Source organism: Lapidilactobacillus salsurivasis, from assembly GCF_054785215.1.
In genome coordinates this window covers 177,437-196,975 of sequence record NZ_BAAABI010000002.1, presented here as the reverse complement: position 1 = coordinate 196,975, position 19,539 = coordinate 177,437, and the positions used below count along the sequence as shown (strand labels likewise).

Below are 19,539 nucleotides of genomic sequence, written 5' to 3'. Positions count from 1 at the left end.
GGTTCCACTTTTTTGTTGATTTTTTCAGGTTTTAGAGTATGTAAACATGGGTCGTGAAAGTTAATGAAGAAAATGGGACAGGCACTTAAAGTTATCTTGACCATCGTGATCAGCGCGTTGGTCATGTTTTTGGTGCTAGAATTGGTGGTCAAATCACCAGCAGGAACAACCAGTCACGGGGGTCGTTTGACCACCAAGCAAACTAAAGTGAAGGCCACGGTCAACTATGTGGCCATTGGCGATTCGCTGACTTTCGGGTTAGGCGATGCCAGTGAGAGTGGCGGGTACGTGCCCTTGGTCAAATCACAGTTGGCCGAGGTCGATAATGTAACTCTGACCAGTGAGAACTTTGGTAAGAGCGGGGATACTTCCAGTCAAGTGTATCAGCGCATCGTTAAATCCAAGGACATTCAAGCGGGGTTGGCCAAGGCGGATCTGATCACCATGACCGTCGGCGCCAATGACTTGATGCACATCATCAAAAAAGATGTGATGAACATGGATTTGAATAAAGTTAAGGCAGGTCAGAAGGTTTATCAGAAGAATTTGAATCGGTTGATCAAGGAGATTCGCAAGTATAATCCCCAGGCGCCCTTAGTCGTGGCGAGCATCTATAATCCGTTTTATGTTTATTTCCCACAGATCACGGATATGAAAACCAGCATGGGCCTGTGGAATCAAACGACCCAACAGGTGCTCAAGCAATATACGCAAACGTATTATGTGGATATTGACACGGTGATGACCCAACCAAAAGGATCGATCCTGGCGAATAACAAGGCGGGTCAGGATGCCTTCAATCCGTATCTGTATACGGAAGATCACTTCCATCCGAATAATCGCGGCTACCAAGCGATTGCCGGTCGCTTCGTCAAGAAGATCCAGAGTATCAGAACAGCTTGGTTATATCGTTAGGAAATCGAGGAGTAAATCATGGCAGAACAAACGCAAACACAAACTCTACGGCGGACCCCAGCTGCGAAATCCCCTAAGAAAAACAAACCGAAACAACCTTTCAATCTGTGGAAGTGGCTTTTCCTAGTCTTGATCGGTTTGATTTTAGGCGTGGGCATTTTTGTCGGCACGAAGCTATTCATTAGCCCGGCGCCGACCACCTTATCGGCCGACGTGGCGGCGGCTGACGAGCCGGTCATGAATGTGCAGATGACCAAGAAGCAGGTCAATCGGATCGTCGCGTATGGACTCAGTGATTACTTGAAGAGTGATGACATTAAGTATCAGTTCAAATTAACCGATCAAGCCGTTTTGAGCGGCAATTTCGCCTTCTTAGGGACTCAGGTGCCCTTTAACTTATCGCTGGATCCCTACGTGTTGGAAAACGGCGACATCCAATTGAAGGCCCAAAGCTTGTCGATCGGCGCGCTCCCAATTCCAATCAGCCAAGTGATGAACTTTATTGGTCATGACTATAAGATTCCTAGCTGGGTCAGCCTGGACACGAAGAAGAGTACGATCACCCTGCATTTACGCAAGTACAAGATCAAAAACGGGATTAGCCTGCGGGCCACGCGCTTTGATTTAGATAACGATGAACTGGATTTCAGCGTGTATTTGCCGAAATAAGGGCGCAATTCGGACAAGCCGGCAGACGGAACTCACCGGGTTTGCGCTGATTAACTTTGCTGAGGCGCTGGCTTTATTTTTACTGACCTGGTGCCGTACTTTTGATAATGATTTCGCAGGAATAAGAAAGGTGGCGCGCGCATGATCTTCAGACGCAGCTTTTATCAATATTTAATGACCCAACGAAATCCCAACAGCCACGATGAGATCGCGCAGTTTGCCAACAACGCGTTCTTTGATCATAGTTTTCCTAAACAGGAAACGGATTATGACCGACTTTCGCGTTATTTGGAATTGAATGGCAATTATTTGCCGGGCATGACGATTTTCGATCAGGCCTACCAACAATATTTGGAAAGTGAAGCATAGCGAGGGAAAAGATTGAAATCAACAGATCAAGAACAGCCAACTGGGGATCAGGCTGAACAACCCCAAACCGCCGCCCCCAAGGAACCGGAACAAGCGGGAGCAAGCGCGGCGCCTGAGCCGCCTGTATTCGATACAGAGGCGGCCATCAACCTCATCAAGCTAACCTCAAATGAGGGGCAACTGGGGCAACTGTTGCCCAAGCCGCAACGTCCGAAGCGCTTTACTCGTTTGACTTATTGGGTTAGTGTGGCGGTCGCCTTGATTTTAGGTGTGGTGGGCGGCGCTGTTTTCACCATGCATCAGGTGTCGCAACGGCTGGCTGCGGTCAGTGAAACACAGCAGGTCAATCAAGTCTATCACACGATCAAAGCCAATTATTTTCAGAAAGTGAGTTCCAAGAAGTTGATCAACGGCGCCATTTCTGGCATGTTGGACAGTTTGGACGATCCGTTCTCGCAATATTTGACCACGGAAGAAACCTCCAGCCTCAATGACTCGATCTCTGGGTCCTTCCAAGGCATCGGAGCCCAGGTGCGACAGGGCAAGGAAGCCATCGAGATCGTCGCTCCGATCAAGGGCTCACCAGCGGAGAAAGCCGGTTTGAAGGCTGATGATCTGATCCTGACGATCGATGGCCACTCTACCGCCAAAATGACCGTGGATCAAGCCGTCAGCAAGATCCGCGGTAAGCAAGGTAGTACGGTCAAATTGGCGATCAAGCGGGGCAGTGACACCTTCCAAGTCAGTTTGAAACGAGCAGCGATCGATCAAGCTACGGTCAGTGGCGCCCTTTCAGAAAAGGGCTCCAACGTCGGCGTGATCAGTGTGACGACTTTTGCAGAAAACACCGCTAGTGGCATGAAAAAGACGATCAAGAAGCTCCGTCAGGCTGGGGCGACTCGTTTCGTGATCGATGTGCGTGGCAATCCCGGCGGCTTAATGGATAGCGCGCTGGCAGTGACCAGTATGTTCTTAGCCAACAAAAAGGTGATCATGCGGGTTCAGGATCGCGCCGGCCAGGAAGACATTTATCGCGCCAGCGAGAAATATGACAAAGGCTTTAAAGTAACGGAACCAGTGGCGGTCTTGATCGATAACAGTAGCGCTAGCGCGGCGGAAATTTTCGCGGCGGCGTTGCAGCAATCGGGTACGGCGACGCTGATCGGAACCAAGTCTTATGGGAAAGGCACGGTCCAAGCTGTGGTCCCACTAAGCAAAACCAGCGAAATGAAATTTACCACGGCGAAATGGTTGACGCCCAACAAGACTTGGATCAATCACAAGGGAATTACCCCTAATGTGCTGGTGGCTTACCCCGCATTGGCGAATCTGAGTCTGATTTCCAGCGGGAAAACCTTACAGGCTGGTGACGTCAGTGACCAAGTCAAATTGTTACAGCAGAATTTGCAAGGCTTGGGTTACCAGTTGGCGAATACGAAGGGTGTCTATGATGATAGCACCGTCGCCGCCGTCAAACAGGTGCAGACGCAAGCGCAGCTAACCGCTACAGGCGTTTTCAACGAACAGACGCGGATCGCGCTGTATCAAGCCGTGGCCACCTATTTACACGCCCACGATCAAATGTTGACGCAGGCCATCGCCAAATTAACGGCAACAGGGGCCTGATTCACTTAAAAAAATATTTTAGACCCGATTATTTGGGTCAGACGAGCGCTGAGCATCGAGGTTCAGCGCTCGTCTTTTTTTTCGCTTGTTTTAGGATAAATGACTTGTCAAATTTGAAAATGGTGTTATTATTAAAACAACAAGTTATTAATATAGTTACATGTAGGAGCGATGATTTTGATTGAATTTAAAGGGGTCACTAAAGAGTATCAAAGTGGGGCGGCGTTGGCGGCGATCAATTTGCGCGTCGCTTCGCGGGAGTTGTTTGTTTTAGTAGGACCATCCGGCAGTGGCAAAACCACTTTGTTGAAAACAGTCAATCGGTTGGTGGTGCCAACGAGTGGGCAAGTGTTGATCGACGGGGTGGACGTTGCCGCTGGCAATTTGCAAGAATTACGGCAACATATTGGGTACGTGCTACAATCCAGCGCGCTTTTTCCCAATATGACGGTGCTACAAAACGCCGGGGTGCAGTTGGAGGCCTTGGGCTGGTCCAAGGCGAAGATCCGGCCGCGGATCGAACAATTGTTGCAAATGGTGGATTTGGACCCGGCCATTTACGCGAACCGAAAGCCGGCAGAGTTATCTGGCGGCGAGGCACAACGAGTCGGGATCGTCCGCGCCTTGGCCGCAGATCCGAAATTGATGTTGATGGATGAACCTTTTTCCGCGTTGGATCCTGTTTCCAAGCGGCAGTTGCAGCAGTTGATTTTGAAATTGCATCGGGAGTTGGCCACGACGATTATCTTTGTGACGCATGATATGCATGAGGCAATGTTGTTGGCCGATCATGTGGCGGTGATCCATGATGGTCATTTGCAACAAGTGGGGCGGCCACAAGAGATCATTGGCGCTCCCGCCAATGAGTTTGTCGCTAACTTCTTCAAGGACATTATTGAAGACCACCAAACCTTGCGCCAAGTCGTTAAAGCGGGCTTTGGTCAAGCAACGGGCCCGTCACCTAGTCCGACGTTGGTGGCTTTGCCGCCGGAAACGACGATCTATCAATGGGCGGCGTTGATCCAGAACCAGCCGTTGGTTCAGGTCAAGGTTAACCAGACGACATTGGCCGCCACCGATTTGGTGAGTTACTTGGCCAGTTTAGAAAAGGAGGTTGCGACCAATGTTCAATGAAACGATCCATTACGCCCAAACGAATGGGCATGAAATCTTGGTGGCGTTAGGCCAACATATTGAGGTGGCCTTGATCGCCACGATCATCACCATCTTGATCGCGATCCCCTTGGCCGTGGTTTTAATGAACCATCGCCGCGGTGGCGAATTTGTCTTACAGGTGGCCAGTGTGATTCAAACGATCCCTAGTTTAGCGATTTTGGGCTTGTTGATTCCCTTGGTGGGTATTGGGACCGTCCCAGCGATTATCGCGTTGGTCTTGTACGCGATCATGCCGATCTTCCAGAATACATACGCAGGTTTGACCAATATTGATCCCTTATTGATCGAGGCGGCTGATGCCATGGGGGTGTCCAAGCGGTATAAATTGTTGCGGGTCCAGATCCCCTTGGCGATGCCGATGATTCTGTCAGGGATCCGGATCGGCGTGGTGATGATCATTGGCACGGCCACCTTAGCGGCGTTGATCGGCGGTGGTGGTTTGGGAACCTATATTCTCTTGGGCATCCAAACCAATAACAATCCGGCCTTGTTGATTGGGGCGATTTTGGCGGCGGCCTTGGCTTTGGTGGCCAGCTGGTTGATCAAATTGCTCTCCCACACCTCGCTGAAACGGTTGCTGATCGGTTTGGTCGCCTTAGTGGCGGTTGGTGGTGGTGTTTATGGCGTGCGGGCAGCGACCGCGCCGAAAACAGAAACCATCACCATCGCCGGTAAAATGGGGGGCGAACCGGAGATCTTGATCAATCTGTATAAAGATTTGATCGAAGCCGACAACAAGCATGTCAATGTGGAGCTCAAGCGGAATTTTGGCGGGACCAGTTTCCTGTTCAAGGCGCTGAAGGCGCAACAAATCGATATTTATCCTGAATTTACCGGAACCGTGTTGCAATCGTTGGTCAAGACCGATTCAGCAATCAGTCATGATCCGCAAAGTGCCTATCAGGACGCGAAAAATGGACTGGCGCAGCAATTCAAAATGAGCTTATTGCGGCCAATGGCGTATCAGAACGGTTATGGGATGACCGTCACCCGCCAGACCGCGGCGAAATATCAGCTCAAGACCATCAGTGATCTGGCCAAGTATCCGCAACTGCGGGCGGGGTTTGACCCGGATTTCTTCCAACAAAGTGATGGGTACCCTGGTTTACAGAAAACCTATGGCCTTAATTTCAAAAACGTGAAAACTTTGGAGCCGGCTTTACGCTATCAGGCTTTGGCCCAAGGTGATCTGGATGTGAGTGACGCCTATACCACCGATCCGCAGATCAAAAAGTACGATTTGGTGGTGTTGACGGACAACAAGTCGTTTTTCCCACCGTATCAAGGCGCGCCGCTGATGTTAACGAGTTTTGCGCAGGACCATCCGCAGATCGTCACCAGTCTGAATCGGATCGCGGGGAAGATCTCCACGAAAGACATGCAGGCAATGAATTATCAGGTGACCGTTGCGCATCAAAAGGCCGCGGTGGTCGCAAAACGTTACTTACAAGCCCATGGTATTCTCAAGCAGGATTAAGGCCTAGCGCGATCAAAGGTGAGATCGGTTGGCGCGGTGACTTGAAAAATGAATTAACCGCCAACCTGGCTGACTGGGAGATCAGGAGATTTCTGGTAGATTAGTAAGTTTAATGAGAAAAGGGGAAATGACAATGAAATCAACTTTGCAGAAATATTTAGTGACCGGGGCGACCGGCCATCTTGGCCAGCAAGTGGTGGCCGATTTAGTTGCCACGGTGGGTCCAGCGCAGGTCACGGCGGCGGTGCACACGGTGGCCAAGGCCCGAACATTGCAGGCTCAAGGTGTGAACCTGGCGGCGTTGGATTACGCTGATGTGGCTGGGATGACGCAGGCTTTTAGCGGCCAGGATGTGGTGGTTTACATTCCTAGTAAAACCTATGATTTACAGCGGCGCATCAATGAATTTGAAAATTCCTTACAAGCGTTACAGGCTGCGCAGGTGCCTAGTGTGATCTTCGTTAGTTTTTACGCGGATCAAGAGAATGATCCCTTTACCATGGCGCCGTATTATGCTTACGTGCCGCGGCGCTTAGCGGGGAGTGGCTTACACTACGCCATCATCAAGAATTCGCTTTACGCGGATCCGCTGGTGCCCTATCTACCTGAGCTGATCCAGCGTCAGGCTTTGATCTATCCGGTGGGGCAACAGGCAATGGCCTTCATCAGTCAAGCTGATAGCGCCGCGGCGATCGCGGCCTTGGCGACGAAACCGCAACTACGAGACGCCGGACAGGTGTATACTGTAACTCAGGAAGAAAGTTTGACGATGCCAGAATTGGGTCGAATCATGACAGCGGTCACCGGACATTCGATCGGTTATCAACCGGTGACAGGCGCCCAATTCCAGGAGATTTACGCGGCTGAAGGTGACGGCGCCGAACTGGCCAGCATGTATGCGGCGGCAGCGCTGGGTCTGTTCGACATTGTCACCGCTGATTTTGCGAAAATCACCGGTCGTCAGCCAGAAAATATGCGTGCTTTCTTATCGAGAAGTTACCCGGAGAGTGATTGAACATGAAGTTTTCCCATAAATTAAGCGATGCGGTCCATATCTTGGCCTTTGTTTATGTTTATGCGGATGGTAATCTGTCCAGCACGGCGATCGCGGCAAGCATTGAAGCGAATCCCAGTATGGTGCGCCGCATGATGTCGACCTTGGTCAAGGCCGGTCTGCTCAATAGCCAGCCAGGTAAAGTCGCCTTGCGTTTGGCTAAAGCGCCGGAAGATATTAGCCTCTTGGATGTTTATTTGGCGATTGAGGACAACCGTAATTTGCTCCATGTTGATGAGAAAACAAATCCGCTTTGTATTGTGGGCGGTAATATCCAAGGAACCTTGAATGGGGTTTACACCCAGGTCCAAACCGCCGCCGAAACTCAAATGGCCCAGGTGTCACTGCGCGATATCATTGACGATATCCTAGCGCGTCAGGCCCGGAAATAAGGCGGTCCGCCGCTCAAACCCTGCGAAAAGTCAGGATTTTCAACTAAAAATACGACCACTGGCTAAGTTAGCGCGACTGAATGATCAGTAGTTCGGCTAACTTGGTCTTTTTGGGTTCCATTTGCCTGACCTGATCGGTAACTTAGTAGTGCAGTATGACGGAAAACGACCAGCAAACATGATTATTTTGCGCGCCGGGCCCTTTTTTTGGCCACCCGTCGATTCACGTTTCAATATTCCCTGAAAATATTGGCGTTGAATGGTAAAATAGAGTCTGCTCATTAATCATTATTCATTGATCATTAAGCACTAGTCATTGATCAGGGTAGATCAGGCCACGATCAACAGGTCCATCAGAAACAGCAGTTGGCGTGAACCGACGACGAACAGGAATTTTGCGCTTGGCCGCACAGAAGGCCCCCAGTTCCATTCTGTGGCTTTCTGGCGAGGCGTTCGCGAAAATTAGAGTCCATGGGCGCCAGACCCTTGGCACGAAGGAGTTAGAACAATGGCAACAATTCAATGGTATCCCGGACATATGGCCAAGGCCAAACGGGAGATTCAAGAACGCTTAAAACAGGTTGATTTGGTTTTGGAGGTGGTGGATGCCCGCTTGCCGGAAAGTTCCCGCAATCCGATGTTACGGGAATTGATCGGCGACAAGGCACATTTATTGCTCTTGAACAAGGCCGACTTGGCGGACCCGCAAATGACCCAGGCTTGGCAGAAATATTACCAGCGCGAACAGCAACCAGTCTTGGCGTTGGATTCACAACACGGCCAGCCACTCCGTCCCGTTTTGCACGCGGCTAAGCAGATCCTGGCGCCGAAGATCGCCGCGCAACAGCAAAAAGGGGTCCTGAAAACCACGATCCGCGCCATGTGTATCGGGATTCCCAATTCGGGGAAATCGACTTTTCTGAATCGCTTGGCTGGCAAGAATATCGCCCCGATCGGCAATCGACCCGGCGTAACTCGTAAGCAAAATTGGTTGAAAACCAAAGATGATTTTGAAGTGCTCGATACGCCAGGGGTGCTTTGGCCGAAGTTTGAAGATCCCACCGTCGGGCAGAAACTAGCCCTGACTGGGGCCATCAAGGAAGGGTTATATCATGAGGATGACATCACCTTGTTCGCCCTTGATTTCTATCAAAAACAATACCCACAGATCTTACAACAAACTTATCAGTTGACCGCGGCGCAACTGGACCTGCCGGCGGTGGAACTGCTGTTGTTACTGACCAAACAGGCAGGATTGCGGGATGATTACGATCGGATGGCGGCGAAGTTCTTGCTTGATTTCCGTAAAGGTAAATTAGGGCGGATCACTTTGGATCTGCCCCCAGTTGGTTGGGAGGCCACCGTTGCTGATGACTGATCTGAAGTTAGCCGGCGCCGATTCCGGCGCAGAAGCACCTTGGACTTTGGCCCAAATCAAGGCCCGATTGGCTGACGCGCCAGCGCAACCTATTGATCCCCAGTGGTTGCGGCGCTTGCAGGCCGATCCGCGGGTGGGCGTTCAGCACGCGTTGCAGCAGTATCAGCGCCGGGTGCTGGCCGCTGAACAGGCCCAAGCGGCCTTGGCCGGGCGCTTGCGGTTGGAGCGGCAATTCTGGCCGCAGTTTCCCTTGATTGCTGGGGTGGATGAGGTGGGCCGCGGTCCGCTGGCTGGACCAGTGGTCACCGCCGCCGTTATTTTGCCCCATGATTTCGCTTTGGTTGGCGTCGATGATTCCAAGCGACTCAGCGCGAAGAAACGAGCAGCGTTGTATCCGGAAATTCTCGGGCAAGCGTTAGCCGTTGGTATCGGGGTCGGAAGCGCCGACCTGATCGATCGGGAAAATATCTATCACGCCACCGAATTGACCATGGCCCAGGCGATCAATCAGCTGGCTTGGCGGCCCCAATTGATTCTGGTGGACGCGATGACCATCCCTGTCCCGATCAGGCAGGAGAAGTTGATCAAGGGTGATCAGAAATCCGCCAGCATCGCCGCCGCCAGTATTGTTGCCAAGCAGGTCCGTGATCACTTGATGGCGATGTATGATCAGGTTTATCCCGGCTATGATTTCGCTCAAAACGCCGGTTATGGCACCGCGGCCCATTTGGCTGGGCTGGCTCGCCTGGGACCTTGCCCGATCCATCGCCGCAGTTTTAGCCCGGTCCAAGCGGCTGGCCGCTAACGCACAAGAGTGATTATTTTCTTGGCAAAAAGGTCGAACAGAAAAAGTAAAATCGCGATCATCTGCGTACTTGATCATGAGTGTATGATTAAGAATGTAGGTGATTTTTTTGGAAAAAGACGCGGTGTTATTAGCGGCGTTGGCTCAACCGAAGTGGCGTTACCGCGATCGACTGTGGTTGGCGCTGTGGTTGCGGACTTTGGCAACGACTCAGGTGGCGACTTGGCAGTGGCCGCGGCTTGATCAGGAGCTGTTGGCGGCTTGGCCCCAGCGTCCCAGTCAGTTGCAACCAGTCGCGCGGCCGAATATGCCCTTTTTGACGATTCTAGATCCTGACTATCCCCAGGCCTTGGCCGAAATCTATCGACCGCCACTGATCCTGTATTATCAAGGCAACTTGCGACTGTTGACCACCGCGAAATTGGCGGTGGTGGGCGCCCGGGCGTGTACGAATTACACCCAACATTGTTTACGCCGCTTGATTCCACCGCTGGTCCAAAATCAAATCACGATCGTCAGTGGACTGGCGGCGGGGGCCGATCAATTGGCTCATCAAGAAACGCTCTTGGCCCATGGGCAAACGATTGCGGTGATTGGGACGGGTCTGGATATTTTCTACCCCCAGTGCAATCGTTCGTTACAACAACTGATTGGGCAGCGGGGTCTGGTGTTGAGTGAATATCCATCTGGCACGGCACCGACCCGATATAATTTCCCTCAGCGCAATCGGATCATCGCTGGGTTGAGCCAAGGTGTTTTGGTCACGGAAGCTGAGCATCATAGCGGTTCTTTGATCACCGCAAATTTAGCGCTGCAAGAGAATCGCAATGTTTACGCGCTGCCTGGGGATATTTTGATGCCAACCTCTGTGGGGACCAATGAACTATTGGCCGCGGGCGCAACCCCGGTCCTGACCGCTGCCGACGTCTTGGTTGATTTTCAAAATATGGCGGCAATTTAGCCTTTTTCGGGTCAAATCGGCCTTGCTCCGAAATTCTTATGGTTGACAAGCGGTTGAAAACTAGCTTATGATTATTTCCGATTTGACCGTCACCGCTTTTGACGGTCTAGAAGTTTTGATAAATACGTTTTCTAGCAGAAGGAAAGGAGTTTTTGCATGGCCACCAAGAAGAACTTGGTTATTGTCGAATCGCCGGCAAAAGCTAAAACCATTGAGAAATACCTGGGGCGCAATTATCATGTCGTTGCCAGTTTAGGCCATATTCGGGATCTACCAAAAAGTCAGATGGGCATTGATTTTGATCACGATTATCAGCCGAAATATATTTCGATCCGAGGCAAGGGCGATGTCATCAAAGGACTGAAAGCCGCCGCCAAAAAAGCCGATCATGTTTATCTGGCAGCCGATCCGGACCGAGAAGGGGAAGCCATTGCGTGGCATGTTTCCCACATTTTGAACTTGGATCCGACGGCGAACAATCGGGTCGTTTTCAACGAAATTACGAAAAATGCGGTCAAGGACGCCTTTAAAGAACCGCGCAGTATCGACATGAATTTGGTTGACGCGCAGCAAGCGCGGCGGGTGTTGGACCGAATCGTGGGTTATTCGATCAGTCCGATTCTCTGGGCCAAAGTCAAGAAGGGGCTCAGCGCCGGCCGGGTACAATCCGTTGCTTTAAAGTTGGTCATTGATCGGGAGAGGGAGATCAAAGCCTTTATTCCGGAAGAATATTGGAGTCTTGCGGCAGAGTTTCAAAAAGGGCGCGGCAAGAAGTTCGCGGCGAATTTTTATGGTTATGACGGGAAGAAGCAGGCTTTACCCGACAACGCTGCGGTTCAGGCCGTTCTTAAGCGGATCGACCGCCAACAACCGTTTGACGTGACCAAGGTGACCAAGAAAGAGCGGAAACGTTTCCCGGCAGCGCCATTCACCACCAGTTCAATGCAACAAGAGGCCAATCGTCGCCTGAATTACAAGACGCGCAAGACGATGATGATCGCGCAACAGCTTTATGAAGGAATCAATCTGGGCAAAGAAGGGACCGTTGGTTTGATCACCTATATGCGGACCGACTCAACCCGGATCTCCAGCGTTGCGAAGCATGAAGCGGCGACTTATCTGCACGAGACTTTGGGCGAGGCATATGCGGCCACGAAGCTCCGAAAGAACAAGAATCCTGAGGGGGCTCAAGATGCCCATGAGGCGATCCGCCCTAGTTCCGTCATGCGGACACCGGATTCATTGAAGGAAATTTTGACTCGCGATCAATTGCGTTTATACAGCCTGATTTGGTCGCGGTTCTTGGCTAGTCAAATGACGCCTGCGGTCTACGACACGATGATGGTCCAGTTGGAACAGAACGGGGTCATTTATCGCGCCAATGGCTCGCAAATGAAGTTCGCCGGGTTCACCAAGATCTATCAGAGTAGTACCGAGGAGCAAAAAGAGAACAAATTACCGGATCTGGCCGTTGGCGACCAAGCTGATCTGGTCAAAACGGATCCGGAGCAGCACTTTACCCAACCGCCAGCTCGTTATACGGAAGCCAGTTTGGTCAAGGCGCTGGAAGAAAACGGCGTGGGGCGGCCTTCAACATACGCCCCAACCATTGATACGATCCAGAAGCGCTATTACGTGAAACTTCAAGGTAAGAGCTTCGAACCCACCGAACTTGGTGAGATCGTTGATAATTTGATTGAGGAATTCTTCCCTGATATTGTCAATATTGATTTTACCGCCAAGTTGGAAAATGATTTGGATGGGATCGAGGCTGGCCAAGGTGACTGGGTCAAGGTGGTCGATCAGTATTACCGACCATTCGCAACGGAATTGAAGACCGCTGAAACACAAATCGAGAAAGTCCAAATCAAGGATGAGCCTGCTGGTTTTGATTGCGACATTTGTGGCGCGCCAATGGTGATCAAGATGGGGCGCTTTGGGAAATTTTACGCCTGCAGTCGCTTCCCAGACTGCCGCAATACCAAGGCAATCACCAAAGAAATCGGCGTTGAATGTCCGAAATGTCATCAAGGTCAAGTTCTCGAACGTAAGTCGAAGAAGAATCGGATTTTCTACGGGTGCTCCCGTTATCCGGACTGTGATTTCGTTTCTTGGGACAAACCAGTCGGTCGCGATTGCCCGGTTTGTCAACATTATTTGGTGGATAAGAAAGTCAAGGGTGGTCACCAGATCCTGTGTCCGAACGGTGACTATCAAGAACAAGTCCAGAAATAAACGCTTGCGTCAGCACAGCAGGACAGTGGTTCAATTCAATCAGGGGCGTAATGAGCCCCCCAAAAAAATTAGCAGCGTTTCTATGCTAGTAGACGAGTAGGCACATAGTTCAAAATCAATTAAATGAGGTTAAGCGATGACCACAGATTATGTTAACGTTGTTGGCGCTGGTTTAGCAGGCAGCGAAGCCACCTGGCAGTTGATCCAACAAGGCATTCCGGTCCATTTGTATGAAATGCGACCGACTAAATCAACCCCGGCCCACCATACCAGTGATTTCGCGGAGTTGGTGTGTACTAATTCACTGCGGGCAAATCAGCTGACAAATGCCGTTGGGTTGCTTAAAGAGGAAATGCGGCGCCTGGATTCCTTGGTGATGGCGGCGGCCGATCGTAGCGCCGTTCCTGCCGGCGGCGCTTTAGCGGTCGACCGGGATCAATTCTCCGGTTATATCACGGCACAATTGCGCCAACATCCCTTAGTCACCGTCATCGCCACGGAGCTGACGGCTTTGCCAACCGGGCCCACGGTGATCGCCACCGGCCCGCTAACCTCACCAGATTTAGCGGCGGCGATCCAAGACCTTAACGGTGCGGCGGGTCTGCATTTCTTTGACGCGGCGGCGCCAATCATCACGAAGGAATCTATTGACTTTGATCAGGTTTATTTGAAATCGCGCTATGATAAAGGTGAAGCCGCCTATTTGAACTGCCCGATGGACGAAGCGACTTTCATGGCCTTTCGTGAGGATTTGGCCACCGCGGAGCAGGCTGAGATGCATGATTTTGAAGACGACCAGGTTTTTGACGGGTGTATGCCGATCGAAGTGATGGCCCGGCGCGGTGTGAAGACCATGACGTTCGGTCCGCTGAAGCCTGTTGGTTTGGAAGATCCCAAGACAGGCAAGAAACCGTTCGCGGTGGTTCAGTTGCGGCAAGATAATGCTGCGGGAAGCCTTTATAATCTCGTGGGCTTCCAAACACATTTGAAGTTTGGCGAACAACGGCGGGTCTTTCGGATGATCCCTGGTTTAGAAAACGCCGAGATCGTGCGCTATGGTGTCATGCACCAGAACACCTTTATGAACTCGCCTGAGGTTCTAGAGCCAACATATCGGTCGCGCAAACGGGCTGATTTGTTCTTCGCCGGGCAAATGACTGGCGTGGAAGGCTATGTGGAAAGCGCGGCCAGCGGCTTGTTGGCGGGGTTGAACGCTGGGCGGCTCTTGCGCGGCCAGGAACTTTACACCGTTGATCCGGCCACTTCATTGGGCTCAATGGCCCACTATATTACCCATGCCAGCAGTCGTCATTTCCAGCCGATGAATGCCAATTTTGGCATCTTCCCAGAGCTGCCCACGACGATCCGTGACAAAAAATTACGGAAAGAGGCCTTGGCTCAGCGGGCGTTAACGGCCATCGACCAGTTAGCGCTCAACGTCCGATCCGATCGTCGGCCCGCGGTTGATGGGGCGTTGAGCTAGGGCCGTTTCACCTAGCTTGTTTGACTAAGACCAGTGGCCGCTTTGACGCTGGACCGCGATAAGCCGCGCCGGCGCTTGACCGTTGGCTAGGCAGGGCGCTGGCTTGTAAAAGCCTGATTTTTGAACTTTAATTCTATTCATTCCTTTCACCAGTATGGTACAGTATACTTATTGGATGAGAGGTTTTTTTATGGCAGAACAACAATGGGTCACTGATTTCGGCCAGTATTTATTGGTGCAGCGGCAGTATTCGCCTCTGACGCAACAGGCCTACTTGGAAGATATTGCTGATTTCACGAATTTCTTGACCGCAAATGGTGGTTTAGCTTCGTATCGTCAGGTTGGCCGGCTGGAAATCGAGACGTTTCTTGATGAATTGACGCGGCGACAATTGGCCCGCGAGACGATCAGCCGGAAAATTTCAGCCTTAAGGTCCTTTTATCGTTATCTGGAAAATCATAAACTAGTTGCAGGCAATCCCTTCGCGACGGTGCGCATCAAGGGCCAAGCCAAAACCTTGCCGCGGTTCTTCTACGAGCAAGAGATGGCCGCTTTATTTGCCGCCGTGGTTGGTGATGAGCCGGTCACAGTGCGTGATCGAGCGCTGCTGGAACTATTCTATGCCACAGGTATGCGGGTCAGCGAGGTCAGTGATTTGACCAACGACCAATTGGATCTGACCATGCGGATCGTGCTGGTCCATGGCAAGGGCAACAAAGATCGCTACGTGCCGTTCGGACATCACGCCCAGGCGGCTTTGCAGCAATATTTACAGGAGAGTCGTCCGGTTTTGATGCGAAAACTACCGCAAGGGCCGGCCACGCATGAGTATGTATTTGTTAATCAGCGCGGGCAACAATTGACCAGTCGCGGGATCGCTTATATTTTGGATCGGATCATCAAGAACTCTAGTGTGAATAGCGATATCCATCCTCATATGTTGCGGCATACTTTTGCGACGCATTTGCTGGATCATGGGGCCGATCTGCGGACGGTCCAGGAGTTATTGGGTCATGCCAGTCTGTCCACTACGCAAATCTATACGCACGTGACCATGCAACATCTTCAGGCGGATTATCGGCAGTATTTCCCCCGGGCTCAGTCCGAAAGTGAGCCTGGCGCGTCTAGCTCAACAACAGAGCCGCCTAAACCAAACACCGCTACCGACTCAGCGGCAAGCCCCAACTCGGCGCGAACTGATCCACAAGCTAAAAAGAAAAAATAAAAGAGGTTGATATTATGACAACGATCGTTGCTGTAAAACATCATGATCAAATCGCCATTGCTGGCGATGGCCAAGTGACCATGGGCGAGAAATATATTATGAAAGCGACCGCCCATAAGGTTCGGCGGATCTTCAATGATCAAGTGATCACCGGTTTCGCCGGTGGTGTGGCGGACGCCTTCACCTTATCAGATTGGTTTGAAAAGAAATTGCAAAGTTATAGCGGCGATTTACGGCGTTCCGCGGTGGAATTGGCCCAAGATTGGCGCAAAGATCCCACGTTACAGAAGCTGGAAGCCATGTTGATCGCCTTTGATCAGGAACATTTATTGCTGATTTCCGGCAATGGTGAGGTGATCGAGCCCGATGAGAATGTGATCGCGATCGGTTCAGGCGGTAATTTTGCGCAGGCGGCGGCGATCGCCATGACTCGGCACGCGCCAGAGATGACCGCGGAAGCGATTGCCCGTGAAGCAATCGAAATCGCGGCTTCCATCGATATTTTCACGAACCACAACATTATCACAGACCAGTTCTGAGAGGAGTCCAGTTTAATGGCACTAGAGAAAACACCCCGGCAAATCGTCGCGGCCTTAGATGACTATGTGATCGGTCAGAATTCCGCCAAACGCGCGGTGGCTGTCGCTTTGTATAACCGCTACCGCCGGCACCAATTGAATGAACAACTACAAAAAGATATTACCCCCAAGAATTTATTGATGATCGGTCCAACTGGGGTGGGTAAAACGGAAATTGCCCGCCGGCTGGCCACGATCGTTAATGCGCCTTTTGTTAAGGTGGAGGCGACCAAGTTCACTGAAGTCGGGTACGTGGGTCGCGATGTTGAGGCGATGGTTCGGGATCTGGCCGATGCCGCTGTCGCCATTGAAGAAAAGGCTGCCTATGATCGGGTTCGCGGGCAGGCGCTGAAAGAAGCCAACAAGAAGTTGATTCGCCTATTGGCCCCAGGTGAGAAAAAGCAACAAAAGCAAAACAATAACAACATGATGCAAATGATGAATCAGTTAATGTCTGGTCAACTGCCCGCGCCGGAAGAAGAACAGCCGGAAAAAGTGTCAGATCAAGTGCTGAATGAACGGTTGGATCTGGCCGAGAAATTGGACCGCGGTCTGCTTGAGAACCGCGAAGTGACCATCAAAGTCGAAGAAGCTAAGAAGAAGAATCCGATGATGGATACCATGGGCACCATGGGCGTTGATATGGGTGATATGTTGAGTTCCTTGTCGCCCCAACGGAAAGTCAGTCGGACATTGCCGGTCAAAGAGGCGCGTGAGTTATTGGTCCGCCAATATTCTGAAAAGTTGGTCGATCGTGATCAATTGCAACAACAGGCGCTGCAACGGGCGCAAGATGACGGGATCATTTTCATTGACGAAATTGACAAGTTGACCTCCAAGCAACAACGTAATTCTGGCGAGGTTTCTCGTGAGGGTGTGCAGCGGGATATTCTTCCGATCGTTGAAGGGTCGCAAGTCAATACGAAATATGGTCCTCTGGACACGAGTCACGTGCTGTTCATTGGTTCTGGAGCTTTTGCGCAAACCAAACCTAGCGATTTGATCCCAGAATTGCAAGGTCGCTTCCCGATTCGGGTGGAGCTGGATGATTTGACCAAGGAAGACTTCATTGCGATTCTGACCGAACCGCATACCGCTCTGATCAAACAGTATGTCGCGTTGGTCGGCGCTGATGGTGTCAAGTTGACCTTCACCAAGGAAGCAATCGATAAGATCGCAGCGGTGGCCAATGAGGTGAACAAGACCAGTGACAACATTGGGGCCCGGCGCCTAGCGACTATTTTGGAAAAGGTGTTGGAAGAGGTTCTCTTCGACGGCCCTGATATGCAAATGGGCGAGATCATGATCACCGAGCAATATGTGGCTGATCGGATCGACGAAATCGCCGCGGATCGTGATTTAAGTAAATATATTCTTTAGGGGGCATTTCCATGGACATTCAAGTACAAAACGAGTTTTATCGGCTGACCGTCAATACGAAGGGTGCCGAAATGCAAAGCCTGATCAATCGCCATACTGGTCAGGAATACTTATGGCAAGCAGATACCCAGGTTTGGGGCCGGCATGCGCCGAACCTCTTTCCGATCGTGGGTAAATTGAAAAACGATCAGTATCGCTATCAAGGCAAGACTTATCAGATGACCCAACATGGTTTCGCCCGAGATTCGGAATTTACGTTGGAGCGCGAGACAGATCACAGTCTGACGTTCTTGTTGAAGGATAGCCCCGCTACTTGGGCCAATTATCCGTTCGCCTTCGAGTTGCGCATCAAGTATTCACTGATCAACCGCTTGATCAATGTGACTTATTACGTGACCAATCCCAGTCCCGATCAACCACTGATCTTCGCGGTCGGTGGTCATCCTGGCTTCAAGATTCCGATGACCCCTGAGCTGAAATTCAGCGATTATTATTTGCGGTTTAAGCCCAGCAAAAGTCGGATTCAGATTCCCCTCAGTCCTGAAGGGGTCGACTATGAAGCCCGCACGCTAGCGCCGACAGATGTGGATTGGCGCATTGATCATGATGTTTTTAAGAATGACGCGCTGATTTTTCAGTTGAACAGTGCCAACGAGGTTCAAATCCGTTCCGATAAAACCCCGCACATGGTGACGCTGGACACGCGGGATGCTCCCTTTGTGGGCATCTGGACCGCTTATCCCCATGAAGGTGATTATATCTGTATCGAGCCTTGGTGGGGCATCGCTGATTTGACCACCGCCACCGGAGAATTGACGGAGAAGTTCGGCATGAACACCTTGGCGCCGCAAGAACGTTTCCGCGCGAAGTATCAAATCAGTTTCGCCTGATCCCACCGTAATTACGGAAGCTGTTAAAAAAGCTGCCACTAGTACCAGCGCACTTTGAATCAGTGCGGCGGGGCTAGGACAGCTTTTTTGCGCGACGAGGTGGGTCGCGGGGTTATTCTAGACGGTTATTGCTTCGGTGGCTTCGGCTTGTGTTGGTGATGGTAATACCAACCAAAGGGCACCAGATTTTCTGTGCCTTGACGGATCCGTTTGATATTCTCGCGATGACGAATGAAAATAAAAATGGTCAAGGCGGCGGCCAAGGCCGTTAGAAATGGATCCCGGTAAAAGAGCGAAAACAGGGTGATCAAGATCATCCCAAGCATGCTGGCCACGCTGACCATGCTGCTGAGCAACATGATGATCACGAAGGTGCTGGCGGCGATCACGAAGAAACTAGGATTATAGGCCAACAACACGCCGGCGCTGGTGGCCACGGCTTTGCCGCCAGCGAATTTGATGAAGACCGAGAAGGAATGGCCTAAGATCGCGGCGACGCCGAAAGCGAGAATGGCGTAATGGGGCAGCCCCAGTCCAAACCACACCGGTAGACTGGCCGCCACAGTCCCTTTCAGGATATCCAAGGCCAAAACCAACAGACCAGCTGGGCGTCCTAAGACACGAAAGGTGTTCGTCGTGCCGATATTACCGCTGCCAAACTGGCGAATGTCCCGATGATAAAAAATTTTGCCGACAATGACGCCGGAAGGAAATGATCCCAGCAAATATGCTAAAATAACTAAGACTGCGATTTTCAAGGTGAGTCCTCCCAAAATGATTGCGTTCATATTGTACCATGTTTTCTCAACCAGTGGTATTCTTGGTCGCAACCAGTGGGGGCCGCGCTGCTGTTAGTCATTAAGAAGCGGCCGCATGGAAGGTGGCGCTTGGGCGAATCACCGGTGTGTGTGGCGACCCAGTCTTGA

The 19,539-nt window shown here is 51.3% G+C and carries 17 protein-coding genes and 1 pseudogene; 17 read left to right on the top strand and 1 reads right to left on the bottom strand.

The window, feature by feature from the left end:
• The first annotated feature begins 63 nt into the window (after window positions 1-63).
• The 17 genes and pseudogenes from ACYVSB_RS02870 (at window position 64) to ACYVSB_RS02790 (ending at window position 18,613) form a co-directional block, all read left to right on the top strand.
• Window positions 64-915 carry an SGNH/GDSL hydrolase family protein gene (locus tag ACYVSB_RS02870; RefSeq protein ID WP_461218369.1) on the top strand — a complete coding sequence of 284 codons (852 nt, stop codon included), beginning with the start codon at window positions 64-66 and terminating at the stop codon, window positions 913-915.
• 18 nt (window positions 916-933) lie between these two features.
• A complete protein-coding gene (locus ACYVSB_RS02865; RefSeq protein ID WP_125595704.1) occupies window positions 934-1,584 on the top strand; it encodes a YpmS family protein in 651 nt (216 codons plus the stop codon).
• A gap of 141 nt (window positions 1,585-1,725) precedes the next feature.
• Complete coding sequence (locus tag ACYVSB_RS02860; protein ID WP_125595707.1) at window positions 1,726-1,953, top strand: YozE family protein; 228 nt, start codon at window positions 1,726-1,728, stop codon at window positions 1,951-1,953.
• Between the two features lie 12 nt (window positions 1,954-1,965).
• The gene (locus ACYVSB_RS02855) at window positions 1,966-3,579 is read left to right on the top strand and encodes a S41 family peptidase (RefSeq protein ID WP_461218368.1); all 1,614 of its coding nucleotides are present in this window, start codon (window positions 1,966-1,968) and stop codon (window positions 3,577-3,579) included.
• A 171-nt stretch (window positions 3,580-3,750) separates the two neighbouring features.
• Window positions 3,751-4,713 (top strand): ABC transporter ATP-binding protein, encoded by a 963-nt coding sequence (locus tag ACYVSB_RS02850; RefSeq protein ID WP_461218367.1) that lies wholly within the window; start codon window positions 3,751-3,753, stop codon window positions 4,711-4,713.
• Complete coding sequence (locus ACYVSB_RS02845) at window positions 4,703-6,232, top strand: ABC transporter permease/substrate-binding protein (RefSeq protein WP_461218366.1); 1,530 nt, start codon at window positions 4,703-4,705, stop codon at window positions 6,230-6,232. The genes ACYVSB_RS02850 and ACYVSB_RS02845 overlap by 11 nt, the downstream gene beginning before the upstream one ends.
• 133 nt (window positions 6,233-6,365) lie before the next feature.
• A complete protein-coding gene (locus tag ACYVSB_RS02840) occupies window positions 6,366-7,247 on the top strand; it encodes an NmrA family NAD(P)-binding protein (protein ID WP_125595719.1) in 882 nt (293 codons plus the stop codon).
• Window positions 7,248-7,249: 2 nt separating this feature from the next.
• Entirely contained in the window at window positions 7,250-7,678 is a 429-nt protein-coding gene (locus tag ACYVSB_RS02835) for an Rrf2 family transcriptional regulator (protein WP_461218365.1), read from the top strand.
• Window positions 7,679-8,186: 508 nt separating this feature from the next.
• Entirely contained in the window at window positions 8,187-9,056 is an 870-nt protein-coding gene (gene ylqF / locus ACYVSB_RS02830) for a ribosome biogenesis GTPase YlqF (protein ID WP_461218364.1), read from the top strand.
• The gene (locus ACYVSB_RS02825; RefSeq protein WP_461218363.1) at window positions 9,049-9,861 is read left to right on the top strand and encodes a ribonuclease HII; all 813 of its coding nucleotides are present in this window, start codon (window positions 9,049-9,051) and stop codon (window positions 9,859-9,861) included. The genes ylqF and ACYVSB_RS02825 overlap by 8 nt, the downstream gene beginning before the upstream one ends.
• A 109-nt stretch (window positions 9,862-9,970) precedes the next feature.
• Entirely contained in the window at window positions 9,971-10,822 is an 852-nt protein-coding gene (dprA, locus tag ACYVSB_RS02820; RefSeq protein WP_461218362.1) for a DNA-processing protein DprA, read from the top strand.
• Window positions 10,823-10,978: 156 nt separating this feature from the next.
• On the top strand, window positions 10,979-13,057 hold the full coding sequence (gene topA / locus ACYVSB_RS02815) for a type I DNA topoisomerase (RefSeq protein WP_461218361.1): 2,079 nt from the start codon (window positions 10,979-10,981) through the stop codon (window positions 13,055-13,057).
• 136 nt (window positions 13,058-13,193) lie between these two features.
• Window positions 13,194-14,540 carry a methylenetetrahydrofolate--tRNA-(uracil(54)-C(5))-methyltransferase (FADH(2)-oxidizing) TrmFO gene (trmFO, locus tag ACYVSB_RS02810; RefSeq protein WP_461218360.1) on the top strand — a complete coding sequence of 449 codons (1,347 nt, stop codon included), beginning with the start codon at window positions 13,194-13,196 and terminating at the stop codon, window positions 14,538-14,540.
• Window positions 14,541-14,730: 190 nt separating this feature from the next.
• A pseudogene (gene xerC / locus ACYVSB_RS02805) lies at window positions 14,731-15,636 on the top strand (tyrosine recombinase XerC); the annotation flags it as partial.
• Window positions 15,637-15,779: 143 nt separating this feature from the next.
• A complete protein-coding gene (hslV, locus tag ACYVSB_RS02800; protein ID WP_125595741.1) occupies window positions 15,780-16,304 on the top strand; it encodes an ATP-dependent protease subunit HslV in 525 nt (174 codons plus the stop codon).
• Between the two features lie 15 nt (window positions 16,305-16,319).
• Window positions 16,320-17,723, top strand: a complete 1,404-nt coding sequence (gene hslU, locus ACYVSB_RS02795; protein WP_125595744.1) for an ATP-dependent protease ATPase subunit HslU — start codon at window positions 16,320-16,322, stop codon at window positions 17,721-17,723.
• 11 nt (window positions 17,724-17,734) lie between these two features.
• A complete protein-coding gene (locus tag ACYVSB_RS02790) occupies window positions 17,735-18,613 on the top strand; it encodes an aldose 1-epimerase family protein (protein WP_461218359.1) in 879 nt (292 codons plus the stop codon).
• Between the two features lie 125 nt (window positions 18,614-18,738).
• Here the strand turns inward: ACYVSB_RS02790 and plsY are convergent, their stop codons facing one another.
• Entirely contained in the window at window positions 18,739-19,401 is a 663-nt protein-coding gene (gene plsY / locus ACYVSB_RS02785; protein ID WP_461218358.1) for a glycerol-3-phosphate 1-O-acyltransferase PlsY, read from the bottom strand.
• Between the last annotated feature and the right edge of the window lie 138 nt (window positions 19,402-19,539).